This window comes from Kribbella aluminosa, assembly GCF_017876295.1.
In the GTDB taxonomy this organism is placed as follows: Bacteria; Actinomycetota; Actinomycetes; order Propionibacteriales; family Kribbellaceae; genus Kribbella; species Kribbella aluminosa.
The window spans coordinates 4,098,736-4,117,094 of the sequence record NZ_JAGINT010000001.1 but is presented as its reverse complement, the minus strand read 5'-3'; the positions used below and the strand labels follow the sequence as shown (position 1 = coordinate 4,117,094).

At 68.3% G+C, this 18,359-nt stretch carries 21 protein-coding genes; 9 read left to right on the top strand and 12 right to left on the bottom strand.

The genetic code is table 11. The features are described from left to right. Positions 1–6: 6 nt before the first annotated feature. Positions 7–564, top strand: coding sequence for a GNAT family N-acetyltransferase (locus JOF29_RS19715; protein ID WP_307863476.1), 558 nt, complete (start codon positions 7–9; stop codon positions 562–564). An 80-nt stretch (positions 565–644) separates the two neighbouring features. Here JOF29_RS19715 and JOF29_RS19710 read toward each other — a convergent pair whose 3' ends face one another. The 5 genes from JOF29_RS19710 to JOF29_RS19690 all read right to left on the bottom strand — a co-directional run bounded on the left by JOF29_RS19710 (position 645) and on the right by JOF29_RS19690 (position 4,716). Further along, complete coding sequence (locus JOF29_RS19710) at positions 645–1,733, bottom strand: Gfo/Idh/MocA family protein (RefSeq protein ID WP_209695624.1); 1,089 nt, start codon at positions 1,731–1,733, stop codon at positions 645–647. A gap of 7 nt (positions 1,734–1,740) precedes the next feature. Continuing rightward, a complete protein-coding gene (locus JOF29_RS19705) occupies positions 1,741–1,956 on the bottom strand; it encodes an InlB B-repeat-containing protein (RefSeq protein WP_209695623.1) in 216 nt (71 codons plus the stop codon). Between the two features lie 268 nt (positions 1,957–2,224). Next, on the bottom strand, positions 2,225–2,521 hold the full coding sequence (locus tag JOF29_RS19700; protein WP_209695622.1) for a putative quinol monooxygenase: 297 nt from the start codon (positions 2,519–2,521) through the stop codon (positions 2,225–2,227). A gap of 43 nt (positions 2,522–2,564) precedes the next feature. Continuing rightward, on the bottom strand, positions 2,565–3,332 hold the full coding sequence (locus tag JOF29_RS19695) for an alpha/beta fold hydrolase (protein WP_209695621.1): 768 nt from the start codon (positions 3,330–3,332) through the stop codon (positions 2,565–2,567). Between the two features lie 271 nt (positions 3,333–3,603). Beyond that, entirely contained in the window at positions 3,604–4,716 is a 1,113-nt protein-coding gene (locus JOF29_RS19690; protein WP_209695620.1) for a tyrosine-type recombinase/integrase, read from the bottom strand. A gap of 126 nt (positions 4,717–4,842) precedes the next feature. On the opposite strand from JOF29_RS19690, the gene JOF29_RS19685 reads away from it, so the two are divergent. Further along, positions 4,843–6,090 (top strand): coiled-coil domain-containing protein, encoded by a 1,248-nt coding sequence (locus JOF29_RS19685; protein ID WP_209695619.1) that lies wholly within the window; start codon positions 4,843–4,845, stop codon positions 6,088–6,090. A 24-nt stretch (positions 6,091–6,114) separates the two neighbouring features. On the opposite strand, the gene JOF29_RS19680 is transcribed toward JOF29_RS19685, so the two are convergent. After that, positions 6,115–6,912: an NAD(P)H-binding protein gene (locus tag JOF29_RS19680; protein WP_209695618.1), complete on the bottom strand. Its 798-nt coding sequence runs from the start codon at positions 6,910–6,912 to the stop codon at positions 6,115–6,117. Between the two features lie 56 nt (positions 6,913–6,968). Here JOF29_RS19680 and JOF29_RS19675 point away from each other — a divergent pair, with 56 nt between their 5' ends. The 3 genes from JOF29_RS19675 to JOF29_RS19665 all read left to right on the top strand — a co-directional run bounded on the left by JOF29_RS19675 (position 6,969) and on the right by JOF29_RS19665 (position 9,519). Then, on the top strand, positions 6,969–7,349 hold the full coding sequence (locus JOF29_RS19675) for a winged helix-turn-helix transcriptional regulator (RefSeq protein WP_307863474.1): 381 nt from the start codon (positions 6,969–6,971) through the stop codon (positions 7,347–7,349). 72 nt (positions 7,350–7,421) lie between these two features. After that, positions 7,422–7,595, top strand: a complete 174-nt coding sequence (locus JOF29_RS19670; protein WP_209695617.1) for a hypothetical protein — start codon at positions 7,422–7,424, stop codon at positions 7,593–7,595. A gap of 469 nt (positions 7,596–8,064) precedes the next feature. Then, the gene (locus JOF29_RS19665; protein ID WP_209695616.1) at positions 8,065–9,519 is read left to right on the top strand and encodes an LCP family protein; all 1,455 of its coding nucleotides are present in this window, start codon (positions 8,065–8,067) and stop codon (positions 9,517–9,519) included. A gap of 34 nt (positions 9,520–9,553) precedes the next feature. Here the strand turns inward: JOF29_RS19665 and JOF29_RS19660 are convergent, their stop codons facing one another. Next, complete coding sequence (locus JOF29_RS19660; RefSeq protein ID WP_209695615.1) at positions 9,554–10,207, bottom strand: TetR/AcrR family transcriptional regulator; 654 nt, start codon at positions 10,205–10,207, stop codon at positions 9,554–9,556. Positions 10,208–10,262: 55 nt separating this feature from the next. Here JOF29_RS19660 and JOF29_RS19655 point away from each other — a divergent pair, with 55 nt between their 5' ends. Next, positions 10,263–10,688, top strand: coding sequence for a nuclear transport factor 2 family protein (locus JOF29_RS19655; protein ID WP_209695614.1), 426 nt, complete (start codon positions 10,263–10,265; stop codon positions 10,686–10,688). After that, positions 10,685–11,452 carry an SDR family oxidoreductase gene (locus JOF29_RS19650; protein ID WP_209695613.1) on the top strand — a complete coding sequence of 256 codons (768 nt, stop codon included), beginning with the start codon at positions 10,685–10,687 and terminating at the stop codon, positions 11,450–11,452. The genes JOF29_RS19655 and JOF29_RS19650 overlap by 4 nt, the downstream gene beginning before the upstream one ends. A gap of 234 nt (positions 11,453–11,686) precedes the next feature. Here the strand turns inward: JOF29_RS19650 and JOF29_RS19645 are convergent, their stop codons facing one another. The 3 genes from JOF29_RS19645 to JOF29_RS19640 all read right to left on the bottom strand — a co-directional run bounded on the left by JOF29_RS19645 (position 11,687) and on the right by JOF29_RS19640 (position 13,297). Continuing rightward, complete coding sequence (locus tag JOF29_RS19645) at positions 11,687–12,643, bottom strand: VWA domain-containing protein (protein ID WP_209695612.1); 957 nt, start codon at positions 12,641–12,643, stop codon at positions 11,687–11,689. Between the two features lies 1 nt (position 12,644). Next, positions 12,645–12,767: a hypothetical protein gene (locus JOF29_RS44620; RefSeq protein WP_281067248.1), complete on the bottom strand. Its 123-nt coding sequence runs from the start codon at positions 12,765–12,767 to the stop codon at positions 12,645–12,647. Positions 12,768–12,916: 149 nt separating this feature from the next. Next, positions 12,917–13,297, bottom strand: coding sequence for an ArsR/SmtB family transcription factor (locus tag JOF29_RS19640; RefSeq protein ID WP_209695611.1), 381 nt, complete (start codon positions 13,295–13,297; stop codon positions 12,917–12,919). 235 nt (positions 13,298–13,532) lie between these two features. Between JOF29_RS19640 and JOF29_RS19635 the strand changes: the two genes are divergently transcribed. Together JOF29_RS19635 and JOF29_RS19630 are read left to right on the top strand one after the other, a co-directional pair. Beyond that, positions 13,533–15,275 carry an ABC transporter permease gene (locus tag JOF29_RS19635; protein ID WP_245357676.1) on the top strand — a complete coding sequence of 581 codons (1,743 nt, stop codon included), beginning with the start codon at positions 13,533–13,535 and terminating at the stop codon, positions 15,273–15,275. 26 nt (positions 15,276–15,301) lie between these two features. Beyond that, positions 15,302–16,669: an ABC transporter ATP-binding protein gene (locus JOF29_RS19630; protein ID WP_209695610.1), complete on the top strand. Its 1,368-nt coding sequence runs from the start codon at positions 15,302–15,304 to the stop codon at positions 16,667–16,669. Between the two features lie 62 nt (positions 16,670–16,731). On the opposite strand, the gene JOF29_RS19625 is transcribed toward JOF29_RS19630, so the two are convergent. Both JOF29_RS19625 and JOF29_RS19620 read right to left on the bottom strand, forming a co-directional pair. Beyond that, on the bottom strand, positions 16,732–17,139 hold the full coding sequence (locus tag JOF29_RS19625; protein WP_209695609.1) for a hypothetical protein: 408 nt from the start codon (positions 17,137–17,139) through the stop codon (positions 16,732–16,734). Between the two features lie 208 nt (positions 17,140–17,347). Continuing rightward, a complete protein-coding gene (locus JOF29_RS19620; RefSeq protein ID WP_209695608.1) occupies positions 17,348–18,265 on the bottom strand; it encodes a LysR family transcriptional regulator in 918 nt (305 codons plus the stop codon). Positions 18,266–18,359: the final 94 nt, after the last annotated feature.

Sequence of the window (18,359 nt, the reverse complement as noted above, 5' to 3'; positions counted from 1 at the left end):
CGCACAGTGATCGATCCCCGCCCGCTCACGCCGGAGGTCGAGCTCCGGATCGCGACCCTCGACGACGCTCCCGCCCTGGCCGACGCACAGACCCGGAGCCGGGAGCATCTCCGGCGCTGGGAGCCGGCGCGTACGGAGGAGTGGTTCACCGCGGCGGGTCAGACCGAGCGGATGAACTACCAGCTCGAGCGGTACAAGAACGGCCAGGTGGTGCCGTGGGTGCTCGCGTCGGGGGACCGGATCGTCGGCGCGATCACGCTGAGCGATCTGGTTCCGGGCCCGTTCCGCAGCGCAAGCCTCGGCTACTGTGTGTCCGTCGATTCGATCGGCCGCGGCCTCGCCACCCGCGCGGTGGAGGCAGTCGCCGAGATCGCCGATACCGAGTTGAAGCTTCACCGCATCGAGGCCAGCACTCTCACCGGCAACGTCGCGTCGCAGCGCGTGCTGGAGCGCACGGGGTTCCAGCAGATCGGGATGGCGCCGACGTACCTGCACATCGACGGCCACTGGCAGGACTGCAACCTCTACCAGCGCATCCTCAACAACCGCGACCCCGGCACCTGACCACCACGGTGTGACCTGACCACCACGTTGCGTCCGAAGAAGTGAGGTCTCTGGACCACACTTCTTCGGACGCAATGCCTTTAGCTCGGGGGTAGGCCGACGCCGCGGGAGACGTCGACGTCGTCGTAGCGGCCCTCCAGTACGTCGATGAACTTCACCGGGCGCTGCAGGGTGGAGGCGATGTAGACGGCCCGCACCGTCGCCAGCGCATCGATGGCGTCCTGCACCGTGATCGCCGGTGCGTTCCCGTCGGCGATCGCGGTCAGGATGTCGTCGTACTGCGCTCCGTGGCCGCCCGGGTCGCCCGCGTCGACAGGCTGATCCTCCTGCACCCCGTCCAGATTGAGGCGGCTGAGGCGGTCGTCCTCGATCTCGGCGCCGCCCTCGGTGCCGTGGACCGCGACGCGCGTACGCCCGCCGGGGTACGCCGCCGTCGTCGCGTGCAGGGTGCCGACCGCGCCGTTCTCGAAGGTGAGCGTCGCGACCACCGTGTCCTCGACCTCGATCGCGTGGTGCGCCGCCCGCAGCGCCTGCGCCTGGATCGTGACCGGGCGGCCCATGAACCACAGCATCAGGTCGACGGTGTGCACGCCCTGGTTCATCAGCGCGCCGCCCCCGTCCTGTGCCCACGTACCACGCCAGCCCGCGGACGCGTAGTACTCGTCGCTGCGCCACCAGGCGACCGTGGCGACGGACGACGTCAACTGCCCGAACCGCCCGGCGTCGATCGCCTGCTTGACCACCGCGCTGCCGGCGTCGAACCGGTGCTGGCTGATCACCGACGACACCACGCCGTGGTTCCCGGCCCGGTCGGCCGCGGCGCCGAGCCGGCGGGCGCGGACCAGGTCCACGTCCAGCGGCTTCTCGATCACCACGTGCTTCTTCTGCTCCAGCGCCTGCTCGGCCAGCGCCGCGTGCGTACCGCTCGGGGTGCAGATCGCGACGAGGGACACGTCCGACCCACTCAGCGCCGCGGGCAGGTCGTCGTACACCTTCGGCTCCGGCTGGCCGAGCTCGACCAGTTGCGCACGGAGTGCCTCCCGGGCCGCGGCGTCGCCGTCCACCAGGGCGGTCACGATCGCGTCCGGCCGTTCCGCGATGGCCTTGGCGTGGGTGCGGCCGATGATGCCGCACCCGACGATCGCGACCTGCTGTTGTATGTCAGCCATCTCGCTCCTACTTCGGTGTGAAGTTGGCGGTCAGTATCTGGTCCGTTGTGACGGTGAAGATGTACGACGGCGTTGTCGCCACCACCGCCCCGTTCACGGTCCAGTCCCGGAAAACGCTATCCGATCTCGGGGCTGCCGTCACTGTGACCTGCGCGCCGACCTCGTACGTTCCGGGGCGCAACAGTGGGCGGTAGAAGCGCCAGAAGTCGTGTTCGATCGGCAAGATCTGCGTTTCCCGGAAGCCGGCGGCGGAGGCGTATTTCGCGGAGCGTGCTGGGGCGCATGGCGGTGGCGAAGGGCGCGAGGTAGTGCAGGCTGTCGGCGTCGGTGAAGACGTCGACATAGGGCGTCGGCAGCAGGTAGCGGCGCTGGTCGGCATCGTCATTCCCGGCAACCTGCAGAATCCCGGCGACAGCCTGTTGCTCAAGCCATTCTCGATCAGCGCCTCCTGGCTGGCTGGTTCGACGCTCATGAGCGGTCGGCGCCGGCGTCTAGTCGATGCCGGCAACTGGGTGCATTGTGTGGGGTACGAAGTCGTCGATGAGCGCGCGGATCTGTCCGACGCCGTTCTTGAAGGTGTCCGATGCTCGCCACTGGTCGATCTGGGCGATCGAGGTCCACGGCCCGAAACTGATGAATAGGTTCGGCTGATCGCCGTCACGCAGCAGGGTGGCTTGCTCATCGGGGAACTCGAGTTTCGTCTGCTCGGCGAGGTCGGTCCAAGCGCGAACGAATTCTTCCTCGTGCCCAGGCCGCACCGTCCACAGCCCGAGGGTGTACACAGTCATCTCCGACTCTCCTGACCGAGGGAGTCCCGTGCGGTGCGGGGATTCATTGCTTGCTCTGGTTGGCTGGTGCCGATTCGGCTCGGGTCCACAAGGCGGTGAGGTGCTGGTTGAAGGCTGCGCCCACCAACGGGACGGAGTGTCCCGCGCCTGGGACGACGGCTCGGGCTGCGGGTAGTCGCTGCTCCAGCACATCGCAGACAGCGTCGAAGATCCGGCTGTGGTTCCCGGACACCACCAGCTTGGGGAACACCGTCGCCGCGAGGAGGTCGAGCGGGATCTCCGCCTCCCACGGCCATCGGCCCCGCAGTTGTACCCGAGCCGCCTGTACGAGGGCGGGCGGCAGCGGCGAAGGCAGCCGACCGGGATCGCCGCCCACGATGCGGATGAACTTCGGCAGGAACTCGTCCGGGGTCGGATCGGTCGCGATGAGCTCCTTGACCGCGTCGATGAACGCTGCCACGGGCGGTTGGTCGCGGACCAGGCCGAACGCGGGAGGCTCGATCACGGTCAGCGAGAACACCGCTTCCGGTCGTATTGATGCCGCCAGCAACGAGACCACGCCGCCGTAGGAGTGCCCAACGAGGTGGGCTCCGTCGCCGAGTACCTCAGCGATATCGGCTGCGTCGACCGCGAAGTCCTCCCCGTCCACCGCGGTGCTCTGCCCGAATCCTCGGCGGTTGACAAGCCGCAGCCGGTGTCCATCGGCCAGAGATTGCTGCGCCTGCCAGGCCGCGGCGGCATCGAACACATCGCCGTGTACGAACACCACTGGTACGCCGGCGCCGCTCTCGATCACCTCGACAGGCACCATCTGCGCTGCACCCCCTGATGCCATTCAGTATGCGCCGTACGGACGCCAGGTCAACGACTCTCGGAGAGGACTGCGATCCGCCGGACAGGTGGGCTCATCCAGGGCGGTCCACGGCGAGCGCGGCGGGCAGAATCCGCGCGAGCAAGCGTCTGGACATGATGCTGGAACCTCCAGGTGGCGGCTGGAAGGACAGGCGAGGGCAGCTGCGCGGATAAGTTAAACCAAGCGTGTTACTAACTCAAGATGCAGGCGACGCTCTCCGGAGATCGGCTCAACCTGGGGACTTGAGGTGCCGCGGTACGGCCGTCATGACGCGGCCGAGGTCGTCGGTGAGGGCAGAGACCCGTTCGGCACGGCCGTCGTCGTCGATGTAGACCATGACGGTGCGCACATCTGCGTGACCGGACAGCTCCTGGAGGTCCTCGGCGCTGTGGCCGCGACGTTTCTGGTCGGTGATCGCGGTGGCGCGCAACGAGTGTGGGCCGACCGTCTCCGGGCGGGGGATCCCGGCCGCCTTGGCGAGCCGGCGGAGTAGTCGGGTGACGTCGTGGCGGTCGAGGCGATTGCCGGTGGCATCCGCGAGCAGCGGAGCCGGTCCCACGCCGGTCCAGGCAGGCCGCGACGCGCGGTACGTGTCGAGAAGCTCAGCCACCGTGGTCTCGAGCGGTACGCGAATCGTCTTTCCGCCCTTGCGGGTGACGACGAGCCAGGTACGGCGGCCCTCGTCGTGGCGGTCGACGTCGTCGGCGCCGCAGAGCTCGGAGACCCGCAGCGCGCCGGTGTACAGCAGGCCGACGATCAGGGCGTCGCGGACGTCGCCCGCCGCCGCGAGTAGTTCCCCGACCTGGTCGGCATCCAGCACCCGGGCCGAAGTCGCGCGCCGGCCGCGGTGGAACTTCGGCCGGTGATCGTCGTCCGAGATCGGTGACACCACGGGCAGGCCCCAGCCCGCGGCATACCGATACAGACTGGACAGCGCCGACAGCCGGCGCGAGATGGACGACGAGGCAGCCCCCGCATCCTGCTGGCAAGTGAGCCACATCGTCACCTCGCCACGCTGCAGGTCGAGCCCGAACCGCTCCCGGCCGAGCTCACGGCGAGCCCAGTCGGCCCACAGCAGGAGGTCGTCGGCATACCCGATCCGGGTATCCCGGCTCGCCCGCCGCGTGCCACCGAGCCAGAGCACGACCAGGGCGGTCAGCTCCGGGGTGAGCGCTTCGATGAGGAGGTCCAGCCGGTCGGTCGGGTCTGCTCCGGGGTCGTGGAGCGGGCGGCGCCGGCCGAGGGAGCGTCGTACGGCAGCCTCGGTCGCCCGATCGGGTCTTGGCAGCTCGACGGCAGTCTCTGTCGGGCGGAATACCAGCGGCGCCGGCTGATCGTTCATGAGAGACAAGCTAGCGCATAACGGGGATTATGCGCTACTTCAGTTCAGTTTCGTTCAGTCTAAAGTAGTTGATGGAAACCAAACTCAATGGGCAACTTAATCGACTTAATACCGTAGGATGGTGCGATGACGACGGAGACTGTCGCGCGTTCTCGGCAGGGGCTGTGTGAGTTCCCGGGTGTGAGCTGTGCGAACCCGAAGCAGGTCGATCCCGGGACTCCGGGGCGCCCGCCGAAGTATTGCGGCCGGGAAGGAGCGGGCGTCGACGGGAAACCGGTCGTACACAACAAGGCGAACGCGTGGGCCGCGAAGAACCGCCTGGCCAGACAGCCGGTGCGCCGTGACGGCACTGCCCCAGAATCGGCGGCCCGATCGGTGACGGGACCCGTGACGGCAGCGCGGATGACGCTCGAGCAGCTGATGAAGGGCAACCTGCCGCGCCTGGTGGAAGAACTTGAGGGGTACCTCGCGCAGATCGCGGAGGCGGTCCGCACGTACGGCGACGCGGAGGCCGTGGCGGCCGAGGTGGAGCAACTGCAGGCGTCGTCCCGGGCGGAGCTGGCCGATGCCGAGCGGCAACGAGGTCAGGAAGAGCACCGTCGCCGAAAAGCGGAGCAGCACGCGGCCGAAGCCGAGGACGCTCGAGAGGAAGCCGACGAGGCCGCCCGCGAAGCTGTCGCAGCACTCGAAGAGGCTCGCGCCGACGCATCCGTCGCCGAAGAAGCGGCACAGCAGGCCCAACGAGACGCCGCAGCGGCCCGCGAGAGGGCAGCCGCCGAGCTAGAGCAAGTCCGGCGGGACGCGGCAGCGGTCAGCGAAAGGGCGACTGCCGAGCTGGACCAGGCTCGGCGGGACGCCGCAGCGGCCGGTGAGAGGGTGGCGGCCGAGCTGGAGCGGGCTCGGCAGGAGCTTGGCGCGGCACGGGAGGCCGGGGTAGCCGAGGTGGAGCGGGTGCGGGCTGAGGCGGAGGGGCGGATTCGCGACGTTCAGGTCGCGGCTGAGGAGCAGGTCCGTCAGGTGCGGAGTGAGGTGGAGGCCGCGCGGGCCGCTCAGGTTGCGGCGGAGGCCGAGCGGCAGACCGCGCAGCGGACGGCCGACCAGCTGGCATCCGAGATACGGCAGGAGCGTGAACGACACCGCGCCGAGCTCGACGCGCTCCGTGGCGAGCACCGCACCGACCGCGAGCAACTCCGTGCCGACCACCAGACGCAACTGGCCGACGTGAAGAAGGCCGCCGAGGACCGGTTCGCCGCGCTCACCGCCGCCCAGCGCGCAGCCGAACAGGTCACCGAAACCCTCCGCCACCAGTTGCACAACCTCCCCGCCCAGCGCGGCGGCACGGCCGAAGCGGGGGAGGTCGTGTCAGACAACTGAAGGAGAGGCTCGCTCTGCCGTCCTTCAGCGGAAGGCCGGCAGATTCCGGTCCAGCCAGTCGGCGAACGTGTGCGGCGTACGGCCGAGCACCTTCTCGACGTCGGGGCTGACCGCCTGCTCGCTGGGAAGAGGTGCGCCGAGTACGTCAAGCGTCGCCTCGACGACCGGCTCGGGCATGAAGGTCAGCATGCCGGTGCGGGCCTGCTCGCGGGTCAGTTCGGTGAACTGGATCGGCGTACCGATGGCGTCCTCGATCACCTTCGCCTGCTGGCGCGGCGAGATCGCAACGGGCCCGGTGAGCGTGTAGACGGCGCCTGCGTGACCCGGCTCGCGGAGGACGGCGGCCGCGACTTCGGCGATGTCCTGCGGGTCGACCGCGGGGAGCGCGACGTCGGCGTACGGCGCGTACATCGCCCGCTGGGTGCGGATGGATTCGGCCCAGGCAAGCGCGTTGCTGGCGAAGTTGCCCGGCCGGAGGATCGTCCACTCGAGTCCGGACCCGGTGACGGCGTCCTCGTGGACGGACGGGTGCCGCTGGGTGGTGACGCCCTGCGAGGACAGCAGGACGACCCGCGGTACGCCGGACTCCCGCAGTACGTCGACGACGGACCGGAGGTTGCCGCGAGCAAGGAAGTCGGCGGAGGTGAGCAGGAAGACGGCCTTCGCGCCGTCGAGTACGGGCCGCAGGGTTTCGGGCTCGGTGAGGTCGGCCTGGTGGCCGGCGCCGCTGCGCGAGACGGGGACGACGTCCTCGCCGAGTGCGGTCAGGGTCTGGACGAGGGGACGGCCTACGTTGCCGGTTGCTCCGGTGATCACGATCATGAGGAAGACGCTAATCGCCTGGGGATAGTAGGTACCTAGAGGATAGTATTGGGTTTGTGACCGAGACCACTGCTGATCCCGTGCAGGCATGCCCGATCGCGCCCGTTGTCGACCTGGTGTTCAGCCGCTGGACGACGCCGATCCTGTGGACGCTGAACGAGTACGGCGTCCAGCGGTTCGTCGAGCTGCACCGCCGGATCGGCGCCATCACCCCGAAGGTCCTCACCCAGCGCCTGCGGCAACTCGAGCGCGACGGCCTGATCACCCGCGAGTACCACGCGGAGGTCCCGCCCCGCGTCGAGTACGCCATCAGCCCCCTCGGCCGCAGCCTCGCCCCGCTCTTCCACTCCCTCGCCGAGTGGTCCCCCAACCTGGCAAAGGTGGAGGCCGCCCGCAACCACTTCGACACCACCGAGCCCGCCCACCGCCGTCCCTAACCGCCCGACCACGGCGGACTCAGGCGGGGACGCGTCCGCGGGTACGGAGGCCGTCGAGCAGGGTGAAGAAGTGTGGACCGCGTCGGCCAGGCGGAGGAGGCCGGCCTCGTGGTGGTGCCAGCCGTGCTCGAGGTCGCCGTGGATCGCGCGTTCCTCGAGCGGTACGGCGTACCGGCGGAGGGTGATGCGGGTGGGGCCGGTCTGCTGGTGGTGGGTCACCGCAGCCGCACTCGGCCGGGATGGTGATCGCGGTCAGCGCGTCGGGGGAGTACTTGCGCAGCCGCAGCGTCGTGCCGCGGGCGCTGAACCGGACGATGGTTGCGTCAGGCAACTGCACGAGCAGCTCGACCGGGACGAGCCGGGCAGCAGCCGGACTGTCAGACGTCAACGGGACATCGACGGTGGTGGTCGGCTGCTATTAGAACGCTGTCACCAGCCGCACACGAGGGCTGGTGACCCGGTGGGTCGGCGGACGGTGACAACCTGCGGGCAGGGTTGATCGTCACATTTTCGAGGGGGAGGTGGTCGACGCGACGAAGGGATGCTGGTGCAGCGAGGTCAGAAGAGTGCGCCAGATGGTCCGGGTCAGACGTCCGCAGCCGGCCGGCGCGGCGGGCGAACCGCTCGTGCTGGTGCCCGAGGATGTCGACCGGGTGGGTCCGGCGGCGCGGCACCGTCCCGGATCCGGCGGCGCAGGGGTGACTGGTGGCGGCGGATGCCGCGGCGCGGGAAGGTGCTGGTCGCCTCGCTGGTCAGCCTGCTGCTGATCAGTTCGTGTGGCGCAGGCTTGTACTTCAAGCTCGACAGCAACCTTGCCAGCAACCCGCTGGACATCCTCGGACAGCGGCCCGACCAGCCCGCAGCCGATGCCAAGGGGCAGCGTCCGTTGAACGTCCTCGTTCTGGGGTCGCAGACCCGCAACGGTCAGCAGGGCTCAGCCTTCGGGAACGCGAGCAAGCTGGGTACCGACATCTCCGACACCGCGATGCTGGTGCACTTGTCGGCCGACCGGCAGCACGCCATCATCACCTCGATCCCGCGTGACCTGGTCGTCGCGCGGCCTGCCTGTGTTTCGCGGACCGATCCGCACGCCACGGTGGCGGGGTCGAACGCGGCGATGTTCGATCTGGCGATGTCTCTGGGCGGTCCGTCCTGCGCGGTTGCCACGGTCGAGCACATGGCGAACCTGCGTGTGGATCACTTCATCCGGCTGGACTTCAACGGCTTCCGCAAAATGGTCGACGCGGTCGGTGGGGTAGAGGTCTGCGTCCCGTATCCCGGGATCCATGACTGGCGCAGCAAACTCGATATCCCACCCGGGAAGCACCTGGTCACCGATCAGGAAGCACTGGCGTTCGTACGGGACCGGCACGGCATCGGCGACGGGGGAGACCTGGGCCGGATCAAGATGCAGCAGATGTTCGTGTCGTCGCTGGCCCAGAAGCTCGAAAGCGCTGGGACACTCGCCAACCCGGTGACCCTGTACAAGCTCGCAGACGCCGCCACATCGTCGCTCACCGTCGATCCCGGACTAGGCTCCATCGACAAACTGGTGGGTCTCGCCGAGCAACTCCGCTCCCTCAAGACCAACAGCATGACCTTCATCACCGCCCCCAACACGGCCGACTCCACCGACCCCAACCGGGTTGTCCCGGCGGAACCGCAGTTCAACGAGGTCTTCCAGCTGCTGCGCAGCGACCAGCGGTGGACCGGCACCCTGTCCACCGCTGCCGGCCATCCGGGTTCCAGCCGCACCAAACCGGGCCAAGTCGCCGTACGGGTCCTGAACGCCACTGGTGTCACCGGAAAGGCGGCCACTGTCAGGACGGAACTGACCAGTCTCGGCTTCCACGTCTCCGGAATCGGCACGACCACGCGGAGCTCGACCACGACTGTCAGCTCCGGGCCAGGCGCGGAGTTGCTCCGCTCGTACGTCGCCGGCTCACCCGCCACCGCACCAGCCGGGGGTTCCAGCACGATCACCCTGACCATCGGAAGCGACTTCGCGGGAATCCATCATGCGGCCACGGCTCCGAAAGCCGCAGCACCAGGGCCGCGGCCGCCGGTTTCGGGTGTGCAAAGTCGTGGGGCCGATGCCAACATCTGTAGCGGCTTGCCGACACCGCGCGCCGACGCGGGCAAGCCCACAAACGCAGCGACGGCTCGGTAGAACGGACAGGACCCCCGCGGAGGCGCACGACAGCTCAGCGGAGGTCGTGGTCGAGTAATGCGGCGGCAAGGGCTGAGGAGATGAAGTCGCCGTACGCCGGGAGCGGCCAGCCGGACTTGAGGACCAGCAGCTCGTAGAGCTCCGGCGATGAGTAGGTCCACAGGATGTCCGCCGCTCGGGCGAGCTCGAGACCGGGCTTCAGCCAGCCCTGAGCGGCGAGGCGCTCAGCGTTGTGGCGCATCCGGTCGCGGCGCTGCTGCTCCACCTCGGCCAGCAGCGTCGTCATGTCGGGATCCTGAGCGGCGGCATCTCTGATCAGTAGGATGATCGGCGCCGCTTCCGGGGCGACCTCCGTCGTGAGTCGGCCCCAACCGGTGAGCACCGTCCTCGGATCCTGCTCGGTGGCGCTCAGCCGGTCGCTGCGTTCGGGCGCCGGCACCGGCTGCCGCCCCTCGAGGCCGCGTTCCCAGAGTGCCCGGACGAGCGCACGCTTCGGCCCGAACGCCTTGTAGACAGTCTCAGTGGACACACCGGCAGCCCGGGCCACCGCGGCTACCGTGGTTGCGGCGTACCCGTACTGCAGAAAGTGCTCATGGGCGGCTGCGAGGATCGCCTGCCGGTTCGCCTCGGCCTGACGGCGGCGCGCAGACGAATCGTAACTGCGGGACGTCTTGACGTGTCGTGGCATTTGGTTCCATAGTCTTGTATTGAATACTAGGTAGTGTAGCCAAGGGTGGTGCGCGATGGAAACCATCGCAGAGCGGTTCGTCGCCGATCTCGTCGAGGCGGTCAACCGCCACGACCTGGACAGGCTGGTCAGCCTGTTCGCTGCCGACTACGTCAACGAGACTCCGGCGCATCCCGCACGGGGCTTCACAGGCAACGATCAGGTAGGGCGCAATTGGTCGGCGATCTTCGACATGGTCCCCGATCTCGTCGTACGAGTGCCGGCGCTGGCGGTCGCCGGCGACACGGTGTGGACCGAATGGGCGATGGACGGCACCCGTCGCGACGGCACCGGACACCACATGCGCGGTGTTGTCGTGTTCACCGTCGAGCGCGGCCGCGCGACGGCGGCCAGGTTCTACCTCGAACCACTCGACACCAGCAGTACCGGCGTCGACGCGGCGGTTGCCGCGGCACTGCACTCGTCCGCGCGGCCGCAATGATCTTCGTTGCCGGCGGCACCGGCCGGCTGGGTTCGATCGTCGTACGGCGGCTCGTGCAACGTGGCGAGCGCGTCCGGATGCTGACGCGCACCCCGGGCACTGCACCAGTGAATGGCTGCGAGGTGGCAGTTGGCGACGTCCGGAACCACGCGGCGGTCGCTGCAGCACTCGAGGGCTGTGACACAGCTGTTTGGTGCGTGCACGGTCTGCTGGGTGGCCGGGGAGCCGGACCGGATCAGATCGACCGGGCGGCCTGCATCGCGACGGTCGACGCTGCGCAGCGGGCGGGAGTCCGGCGGTTCGTGCTGGTGTCGATCAAGGATGCGGCACCCGACCACACGTCGTCGTTGTTCCGGGCGAAGTACGCCGCCGAGCAGCATCTGCGGGCAACCGGCCTGGACTGGACGATCCTGCGCCCGACCTGCTTCCTCGAACTGTGGCTCGACATCGTCCGCGGCAGGCTCGGCACGGGAGGACCGGCTGTCGTCCTCGGCCCGGGAGAGAACCTGCTCAACGTGGTGTCGGTGGTCGACGTGGCCGCCGTCGTCGACCACTGCCTGATCGAGCCGTCGACGATTCGGCGCGTGCTCGACGTGGCCGGCCCCCGAGAACGTCACCCTCGTCGAACTGGCTCGCGCTCAGGGCGCGACTGCGATCAGGCGAGTGCCACTCGGCGTACTGCGGGTGACGCGATATCTCGCCGCGCCCTTCGCGCCGGCGTTCGCGAGACAGGCGACCCTGGGGGTGATGCTGAACACGCGTGATCTCACCGCGACGGCATCTCCCGCGGAGTGCCTACCGTCGCGCACGGTGCACACGGTCCTCGCCGATACACCCGTGAACTGAGGCGTCAGCCGGTCAGGGCGGTGACGCCTAGATGGCCGGTGATGGAGCGCTGCCGCCGCACGCCGGGCGGGCCACGGTGTAGACGGTGTACGGCCGGCGGCGCCCGCAGTGTCGGCGGTACGTCGTCGGCTGTGGTGGTGTTGGGCGGAGGATCAGGGGAGGCGCGAGGCTGCTGCGATGGAGGCGGCGCCGGCGAGGAAGGTGAGGAGCATGGCGATGCCGGCAAAGCGGGAGGTAATCTCTCGGTCCAGTTCGTCGTAGCCGACGGAGGAGCCGATGTCCTGGTAGACGTTGTCGAGCTCGTCGGCTGACTCGGCGTTGTAGGCGCGGCCGCCGGTGATCTGGGCGATCTGCTGCATTTCGCCGGGGTCGGGTGGGACGCGTTGCCGGATGCCGTCCATTTCGATGAAGCCGGACTGGGTGCCGATGGTGAGGGTGTAGACGGGGACGTCCTTGGCTTTGGCCGCGGCAGCTGCTTCCTGGATGGTACGGCCGACGGTGCGTTTGCCGTCGGATTCGAGGACGATGCGTGCGGGCGCGGGGTCGTTCGGGTGGTTCGGGTCGGGTGGGACCTGGGTGATGGCCTGCAGGGCGGCGAAGATGCCTTCGCCGGTACCGGTCGATTCGGCGAGTTGCAGGCTGTCGATCGCGCGCAATGCACTGGCATGGTCGGTCGTGGGTGGTACGACGATGGTCGCCGTACCGGCGAAGGCGACCACGGCCACGTTGAACTTGGCCGGCAGCTGGTTGATGAAGTTTTTGGCCGCCTTCTTGGCGGCGCCCAGCCGGGTCGGGTCGATGTCGGTGGCCATCATCGACAGCGACACGTCGATAGTCATCACGATCGTGGCGCGTTCTCGGGGAACCTTGACCACGGCCTTGGGCCGCGCGAAGGCGATCACCGACGACGTCGCGGCGAGCAGGACCAGCGCGACGGCAAGGTGGCGGCGCCACTGCGGGCGCCGTGGTGCGACGCGGTCGAGCAGAGCGAGGTTGGTGAACCGCAGCGCGTATTCCGTTCGCCGGCGCTGCAGGATCAGGTAGACCGCGACGGCTGCTGGGATCAGTACCAGCAGCCACAGACGCCCAGGAGCGAGGAAGTTCGACAACTCACAGCCACCGTTTGCGCGTGAAGACGGGGTAGAGGACGACGGCGACGGCCGCCATGACGGCGAGTACGGCGAGTACGGCGAAGTAGCCGTAGTGCGTCTTGAGTCCGGACGTGTTGCCCAAGTTCATTCCAGCGTTTGCGATGGGCGGGTGAGCTCGCCGTGCTCGCTCCAGCGTACGACGGCCTGCGCGGTTCGCGGCGGCCGTCGCGGGAGGCCCAGGCGACGACCGCGCTGCGCAGGGGGCCGACTGGATCGGGCTCGTCCAACGCCTCATCTGACGTTGCTCGTTGCGGTGAATCGGGGGCGACGCGGCGGACGGTCGGGTTCCTGGACGGCGAGGGTGCCGTCGGGCGCGATGTGGCTGAACATCTGGGCGATCACCGACAGGATGTGCGGATCCTTGACCTGGTACAGCTGCCGGCGGCCTTCGCGGCGGGCGGTGACGACGCCGGCCGCGCGGAGCTTGGCCAGCTGCTGGCTGGTGGCGGGCACGTTCGCGCCGGACAGGTCGGCGAGCGTGGACACGTCGTACTCGCCGCCGGCCAGGATGACCACGAGGTGCAGCCGGCCGGGCACCGACAGTAGGTCGAACGTCGACGCGGCGGCTTCGAGTTGTTCGGCTGGGACGCGAGGATCGACGGCGGAGGTCATGATCTCGCCACTCTAACCCAACGAGCACTCATTTGCGCAAGCCGTTGAGTATGGAGTAGCTTTCAGTCGACGCCAGAGCGGCGCCGAGTCGTGCCCGAGGAGGTGGTTGTGATGAGTCCGGACGCCCATAGATCCAGCTCGTTCACCGTGTTCACCGCTGTCCTCGTCATGCCGTAGCTCACTGGGGCTCTTGACGGCGGAGGCGTAGTCGCTTGTCCGTCCAGGAGGCCATCTGATGTCGATGCTGCGCCCGTTCACCGCGCAGGATGCGCCGCTGCGCTCGCGCACGCACCTGATCGCCGATGTGCTCGTGCTGGCCGGGATGGCCGTACTGTTCTGGCTGCTGGTCCGTGTCTCGCAGGGCATCAACACTCCGTTCTCGCCGTCGACTGCAGCAGCGAGCGTGTCGACGGATCCGGCGAATCTGCCGTATTACGCTGCGCGGTCGCTGCTGCGGATGTTCGCCGCGCTCGTGGTGTCGGTGGTCTTCACGTTCGTCTACGCGACGGCCGCCGCGCGGTTGCGTCGGACGGAGAAGGTACTGCTGCCGATTCTCGACGTACTGCAGTCCGTGCCGGTGCTCGGATTCTTGTCGGTGACGTTGAGCGTGTGGCTGACGTTGTTCCCGCACACGACGCTCGGGGTCGAGTGCGCGTCGGTGTTCGCGATCTTCACCTCGCAGGCGTGGAACCTGACGTTTGCCTTCTACAACTCGCTGGTCACGCAGCCGCGTGAGCTGGACGAGGCGGCCCGGGTTCTGCGGCTGACGAAGTGGCAGCGGTTCTGGCGTCTCGACGTACCCAACGGGATGATCCCGCTGGTCTGGAACGGAATGATGAGCTTCGGCGGCGGCTGGTTCTTCCTGATCGCGTCGGAAGTGATCAGCGTGAACAACCACACTTACGCGCTGCCCGGGATCGGCAGCTATGTCGCGGCGGCCGGCTCGCAGGAGCATCTCGGCCGGATGTTCCTCGCGATCGGCGTCATGATCGTCATGGTGATCGGCGTGAACGTGTTGTTCTGGCGGCCGCTGACCGCCTGGGCGGAGAAGTTCCGGGTCGAGGAGTCCGAGGCCTCCGAGGCACCGCGCAGCCTGGTGCTCGACGTGCTGCGCCGCTCGCGGGTGCCGCAGTTCGCGCACCTGCTGGTGAAGCCGGTAGGCGTCGCCCTCGACCGCGGGACGCGGCCGTTCGGCCTGGCGGAGTACCCGCTGCACGTCGATCAGGTACGGCGCCGCGCGGGCGACGTGGTGTTCTCCGTGGTGGTGGCGCTCGCCGTCGCCTGGGGCCTGTACCGGATGCTCGTGTACGTCGACCACGGGACGGGCCTCGGTGCCTTCGGGCACGCGTTCGCGCTCGGGCTGGTGACGTTCGGACGGGTGATCGTGCTCGTCGTTTTCGGCTCGCTGGTGTGGGTGCCGATCGGTGTCTGGATCGGCATGAACCCCCGCGTGAGCCGTTTCGCTCAGCCAGTCGTGCAGGTGCTGGCCAGCTTCCCGGCGAACTTCTTGTTCCCACTGTTCACGCTGCTGCTGATCCGGACCGGAATCAGCCTGAACGTCGGCGGCATCGTGCTGATGAGCCTCGGAGCGCAGTGGTACATCCTGTTCAACGTCATCGCCGGCGCCAGCGCAATCCCCAACGACCTGAGGGAGGCCTCGCTCAACCTGCGCCTCCCGCTGGTACTGCGCTGGCGGACCGTGATCCTGCCGTCGGTCTTCGGAGCCTGGGTGACCGGTGCACTCACGGCGGCCGGAGGCGCCTGGAACGCCTCGATCGTCGCCGAAGTCGTCAGCTACGGCTCGACCAAACTGACCGCCACCGGCCTCGGCGCGTACATCGCCCAGTCGACCCAGAGCGGAGACTTCGCCAAGACGCTGGTCGGCGTCACGGTGATGAGCGTGTACGTCGTCGGCCTCAACAGACTGCTCTGGCGACGTCTCTACCGGCTCGCCGAGACCCGCTACTCACTGACATGATCCAACCAGCCCCCGGGAGGTGCCTCATGGCCGCCACCACATCCACATCCACCACCGCAGCGACCGTCGCGCGCCCGCCGGCGATTGTCGAGGTCGAGAACCTCTCCAAGTTCTTCCCCGGCGCCGGAGGCACCACGCTGCCGGTTCTGGAAGGTATCAACCTGACCCTGCACGAGGGCGAGATCGTCGCACTGCTCGGCAAGTCCGGCTCCGGCAAGTCCACGCTGCTACGCACGATTGCCGGTCTCATTGCCCCGAGCAACGGAACCGTACGCTACCGCGGCGAGATCCTGAACGGCGCCAACCCGGGTGTCGGCATGGTGTTCCAGTCCTTCGCGCTGATGCCGTGGCTGACCGTGCAGGACAACGTCGAACTCGGCCTGCAGGCCCGCGGAGTGCCGGCGGCCGAACGGCGCGAGCGCGCGCTGGAGGCGATCGATCTGATCGGGCTCGACGGATTCGAGTCGGCGTACCCGAAGGAACTGTCCGGCGGGATGCGGCAACGTGTCGGGTTCGCCCGGGCGCTGGTACTGCGGCCGGACGCCCTGCTGATGGACGAGCCGTTCAGCGCACTCGATGTGCTCACCGCGGAGAACCTGCGCACCGAACTGACCGCACTGTGGGCCCAGCCGGAGTTCCCGACCAAGGCGATCTGCATCGTCACCCACAACATCGAAGAGGCCGTGCTGCTCGCCGACCGAGTCCTCGTCCTCGGCTCCAACCCTGGCCGCATCAAGGCCGAAGTAGCGGTCCGGCTCCCACGCCCGCGAGACCGGCGCAGCCCGACGTTCGACGCGCTCGTCGACCAACTCTACGCGACCCTGGCCAAAGGTGACGAACGGCAACCCGCCCCGGCCGTCCCGCCCGGACCGCTCAGCCACCCGTTGCCCGACGCAACCGTCGGCGGACTGGCCGGCCTCGTCGAGATCGTGTATGCACACAACGGCCAGACCGACCTGCCGGACCTCGCCTACGAGCTGTCATTCGAGGTAGACGACCTGCTTCCACTCGTCGACGCCGCGGTCATGCTCGGCCTGCTCGAGGTCGAAGGCGCCCAGGCGTTCCTCACCGAAACCGGTCGCGACTGGTACACCGCCGGCATCCTGGCCAGCAAGGAGATGTTCGCGAACCTCGCCGTCCAGCACGTACCCCTGGTCCGTACGATCTGCAAAGCCCTGGAAAACAGCGACGACGGCTCCCTGCGCGACGACTTCTTCCGCGACCTCCTTCGCCGCGGCTACTCCACCGAAGACACCGAAAAGCAACTCGACATCGCCATCGACTGGGGCCGCTACGGCGAACTCTTCGACTACGACGCCGACAGCGGCGATCTCGTCCTCACCGAGGTCTACGCCGAACTCGAACGCTCCATCCGCGAGACGGGAGGCCAGTAAAGAAACCTGCCACCAGCCGCCACCTCCTCGCCTACTACGGACCAGCTGGCCTCGCAGCCGGCTCAGCCAACGCTGACCAGTTCCCTGGTGTGGAGAGTGCTGAGGAGATCGAAGAAGAACGGGGTGGCATCGGTGAGCGTGAGGAGGCCGGCCTCGTGGTGGTGCCAGCCGTGCTCGAGGTCGCCGTGGATCGCGCGTTCCTCGAGCGGTACGGCGTACCGGCTGAGGGTGGTGCGGGCGGGGCCGGTCTGCGGGTGGTGGTCGCCGCAGCCGCATTCGGCTGGGATGGTGATCGCGGTCAGCGCGTCGGGGGAGTACTTGCGCAGCCGCAGGGTCGTACCGCGGGCGCTGAACCGGACGATGGTTGCGTCAGGCAACTGCACGAGCAGCTCGACCGGTACGGCGTACGAACCGGGCAGCAGCCGGAGGCCGTGGGACGCGAAAAGGTCGGCAAGAGCCGGGAGATTCATGCGATGTTCCTGTGAGTGCTGTGTCGGCGGGCGGGCCACGGAAAGGGGCAGGGCCTCGGGCGCCGGAGTCGGCGCGCGTCAGTGACAACACTGACAACAGCAACAACACAGCATCTGCATGCCGACGATCATGACAGCACCCAGGGTCCAACACCAAACACCGTCCGCGATCTGGGACACCTGTCCAGGAAGTGAATCGGCGCGGCTGCTATTTCTCAGCGGTGCGTGAGATGGCGTCGCCTCCGAGCTGCCACATGTCGTAGTTCCCGCATTCCGACGTGATCTCGGCCGCGGCCTGCGCCGCCGTGAAGAAGTCGTCGACTACCGGTGAGATGTGCGATGCCGCCACGGCGAGGTACACCTGGTCGGGCGCGAGATCCGGGACGGGCACGAAGGTGACCTCCGGGTGTGAGTAGAACACGGTCGCCGATCGCGCCAGGAACGAGATGCCGCGGCCGGCTGCGACATGCTCGAGTGTTTCGTCCACGCCGCGCACCAGGTACCCGGCGTTGGGGTGTGGGCGCCTGGTGGGCTGCGTGTTCGTGTCGCCGTTCCAGAGCAGCGGTTCGCCGGCCAGGTCGGCCTCGGTGACTTCCTCCTTACCGGCCAGCCGGTGGCCGGCCGGCAGCACCACGACCCGTGGCTCGGTGTAGAGCGGGGCGATGCGGAGGCCTGCCTCGTCGATCGGCAGCCGCACGTAGCCGATGTCGATGCGGCCGTCGAGCAGCATCGGCGCTTGCTCGTCTGCTTCGATGCGTTGCACGTCGACCAGGATGTCTGGGTGTCGGGTGGCGAACTCCTGGACCGCCGGGGCGACCGCGATGCCTGCTCGGAAGCCGACCATGATTCGCCGGCTGCCCTGCGCGGCTATCGACACCCGGCGGCGCGCCGCGTCCGCGGAGGCCAGCAACGGACCGGTGTCGGTCAGCAGCTGCCTCCCGGCGTCAGTCAGCACCACGCCATGGCTGTCCCTTGAAAACAGCTCGGCGCCGAGATCGTGCTCCAGCGCCCGGATCTGCCGGCTCAGTACCGGCTGCGCGATGTGCAGTTGCTCGGCGGCGCGGCCAAAATGCAGCGTGTCAGCGACAGCGACGAAGTAGCGCAACTTGCGCAGGTCCAGATCCACGAGGCCTCCCGGTCCGGCAATGCCAACAGGGTATCGCCGCGGCCAAAAGAGGTCTTGGACATCGACTGGAGCCGATGGCAACCATTGATTGCGC

What these genes read in the sequence shown, in the direction of transcription:
- JOF29_RS19710 (WP_209695624.1), bottom strand. Translation starts at nt 1,733, where the DNA reads ATGGCTGACATACAACAGCAGGTCGCGATCGTCGGGTGCGGCATCATC.
- JOF29_RS19700 (WP_209695622.1), bottom strand. Translation starts at nt 2,521, where the DNA reads ATGACTGTGTACACCCTCGGGCTGTGGACGGTGCGGCCTGGGCACGAG.
- JOF29_RS19695 (WP_209695621.1), bottom strand. Translation starts at nt 3,332, where the DNA reads ATGGTGCCTGTCGAGGTGATCGAGAGCGGCGCCGGCGTACCAGTGGTG.
- JOF29_RS19690 (WP_209695620.1), bottom strand. Translation starts at nt 4,716, where the DNA reads ATGAACGATCAGCCGGCGCCGCTGGTATTCCGCCCGACAGAGACTGCC.
- JOF29_RS19685 (WP_209695619.1), top strand. Translation starts at nt 4,843, where the DNA reads ATGACGACGGAGACTGTCGCGCGTTCTCGGCAGGGGCTGTGTGAGTTC.
- JOF29_RS19680 (WP_209695618.1), bottom strand. Translation starts at nt 6,912, where the DNA reads ATGATCGTGATCACCGGAGCAACCGGCAACGTAGGCCGTCCCCTCGTC.
- JOF29_RS19665 (WP_209695616.1), top strand. Translation starts at nt 8,065, where the DNA reads ATGCCGCGGCGCGGGAAGGTGCTGGTCGCCTCGCTGGTCAGCCTGCTG.
- JOF29_RS19660 (WP_209695615.1), bottom strand. Translation starts at nt 10,207, where the DNA reads ATGCCACGACACGTCAAGACGTCCCGCAGTTACGATTCGTCTGCGCGC.
- JOF29_RS19655 (WP_209695614.1), top strand. Translation starts at nt 10,263, where the DNA reads ATGGAAACCATCGCAGAGCGGTTCGTCGCCGATCTCGTCGAGGCGGTC.
- JOF29_RS19650 (WP_209695613.1), top strand. Translation starts at nt 10,685, where the DNA reads ATGATCTTCGTTGCCGGCGGCACCGGCCGGCTGGGTTCGATCGTCGTA.
- JOF29_RS19640 (WP_209695611.1), bottom strand. Translation starts at nt 13,297, where the DNA reads ATGACCTCCGCCGTCGATCCTCGCGTCCCAGCCGAACAACTCGAAGCC.
- JOF29_RS19635 (WP_245357676.1), top strand. Translation starts at nt 13,533, where the DNA reads ATGTCGATGCTGCGCCCGTTCACCGCGCAGGATGCGCCGCTGCGCTCG.
- JOF29_RS19630 (WP_209695610.1), top strand. Translation starts at nt 15,302, where the DNA reads ATGGCCGCCACCACATCCACATCCACCACCGCAGCGACCGTCGCGCGC.
- JOF29_RS19625 (WP_209695609.1), bottom strand. Translation starts at nt 17,139, where the DNA reads ATGAATCTCCCGGCTCTTGCCGACCTTTTCGCGTCCCACGGCCTCCGG.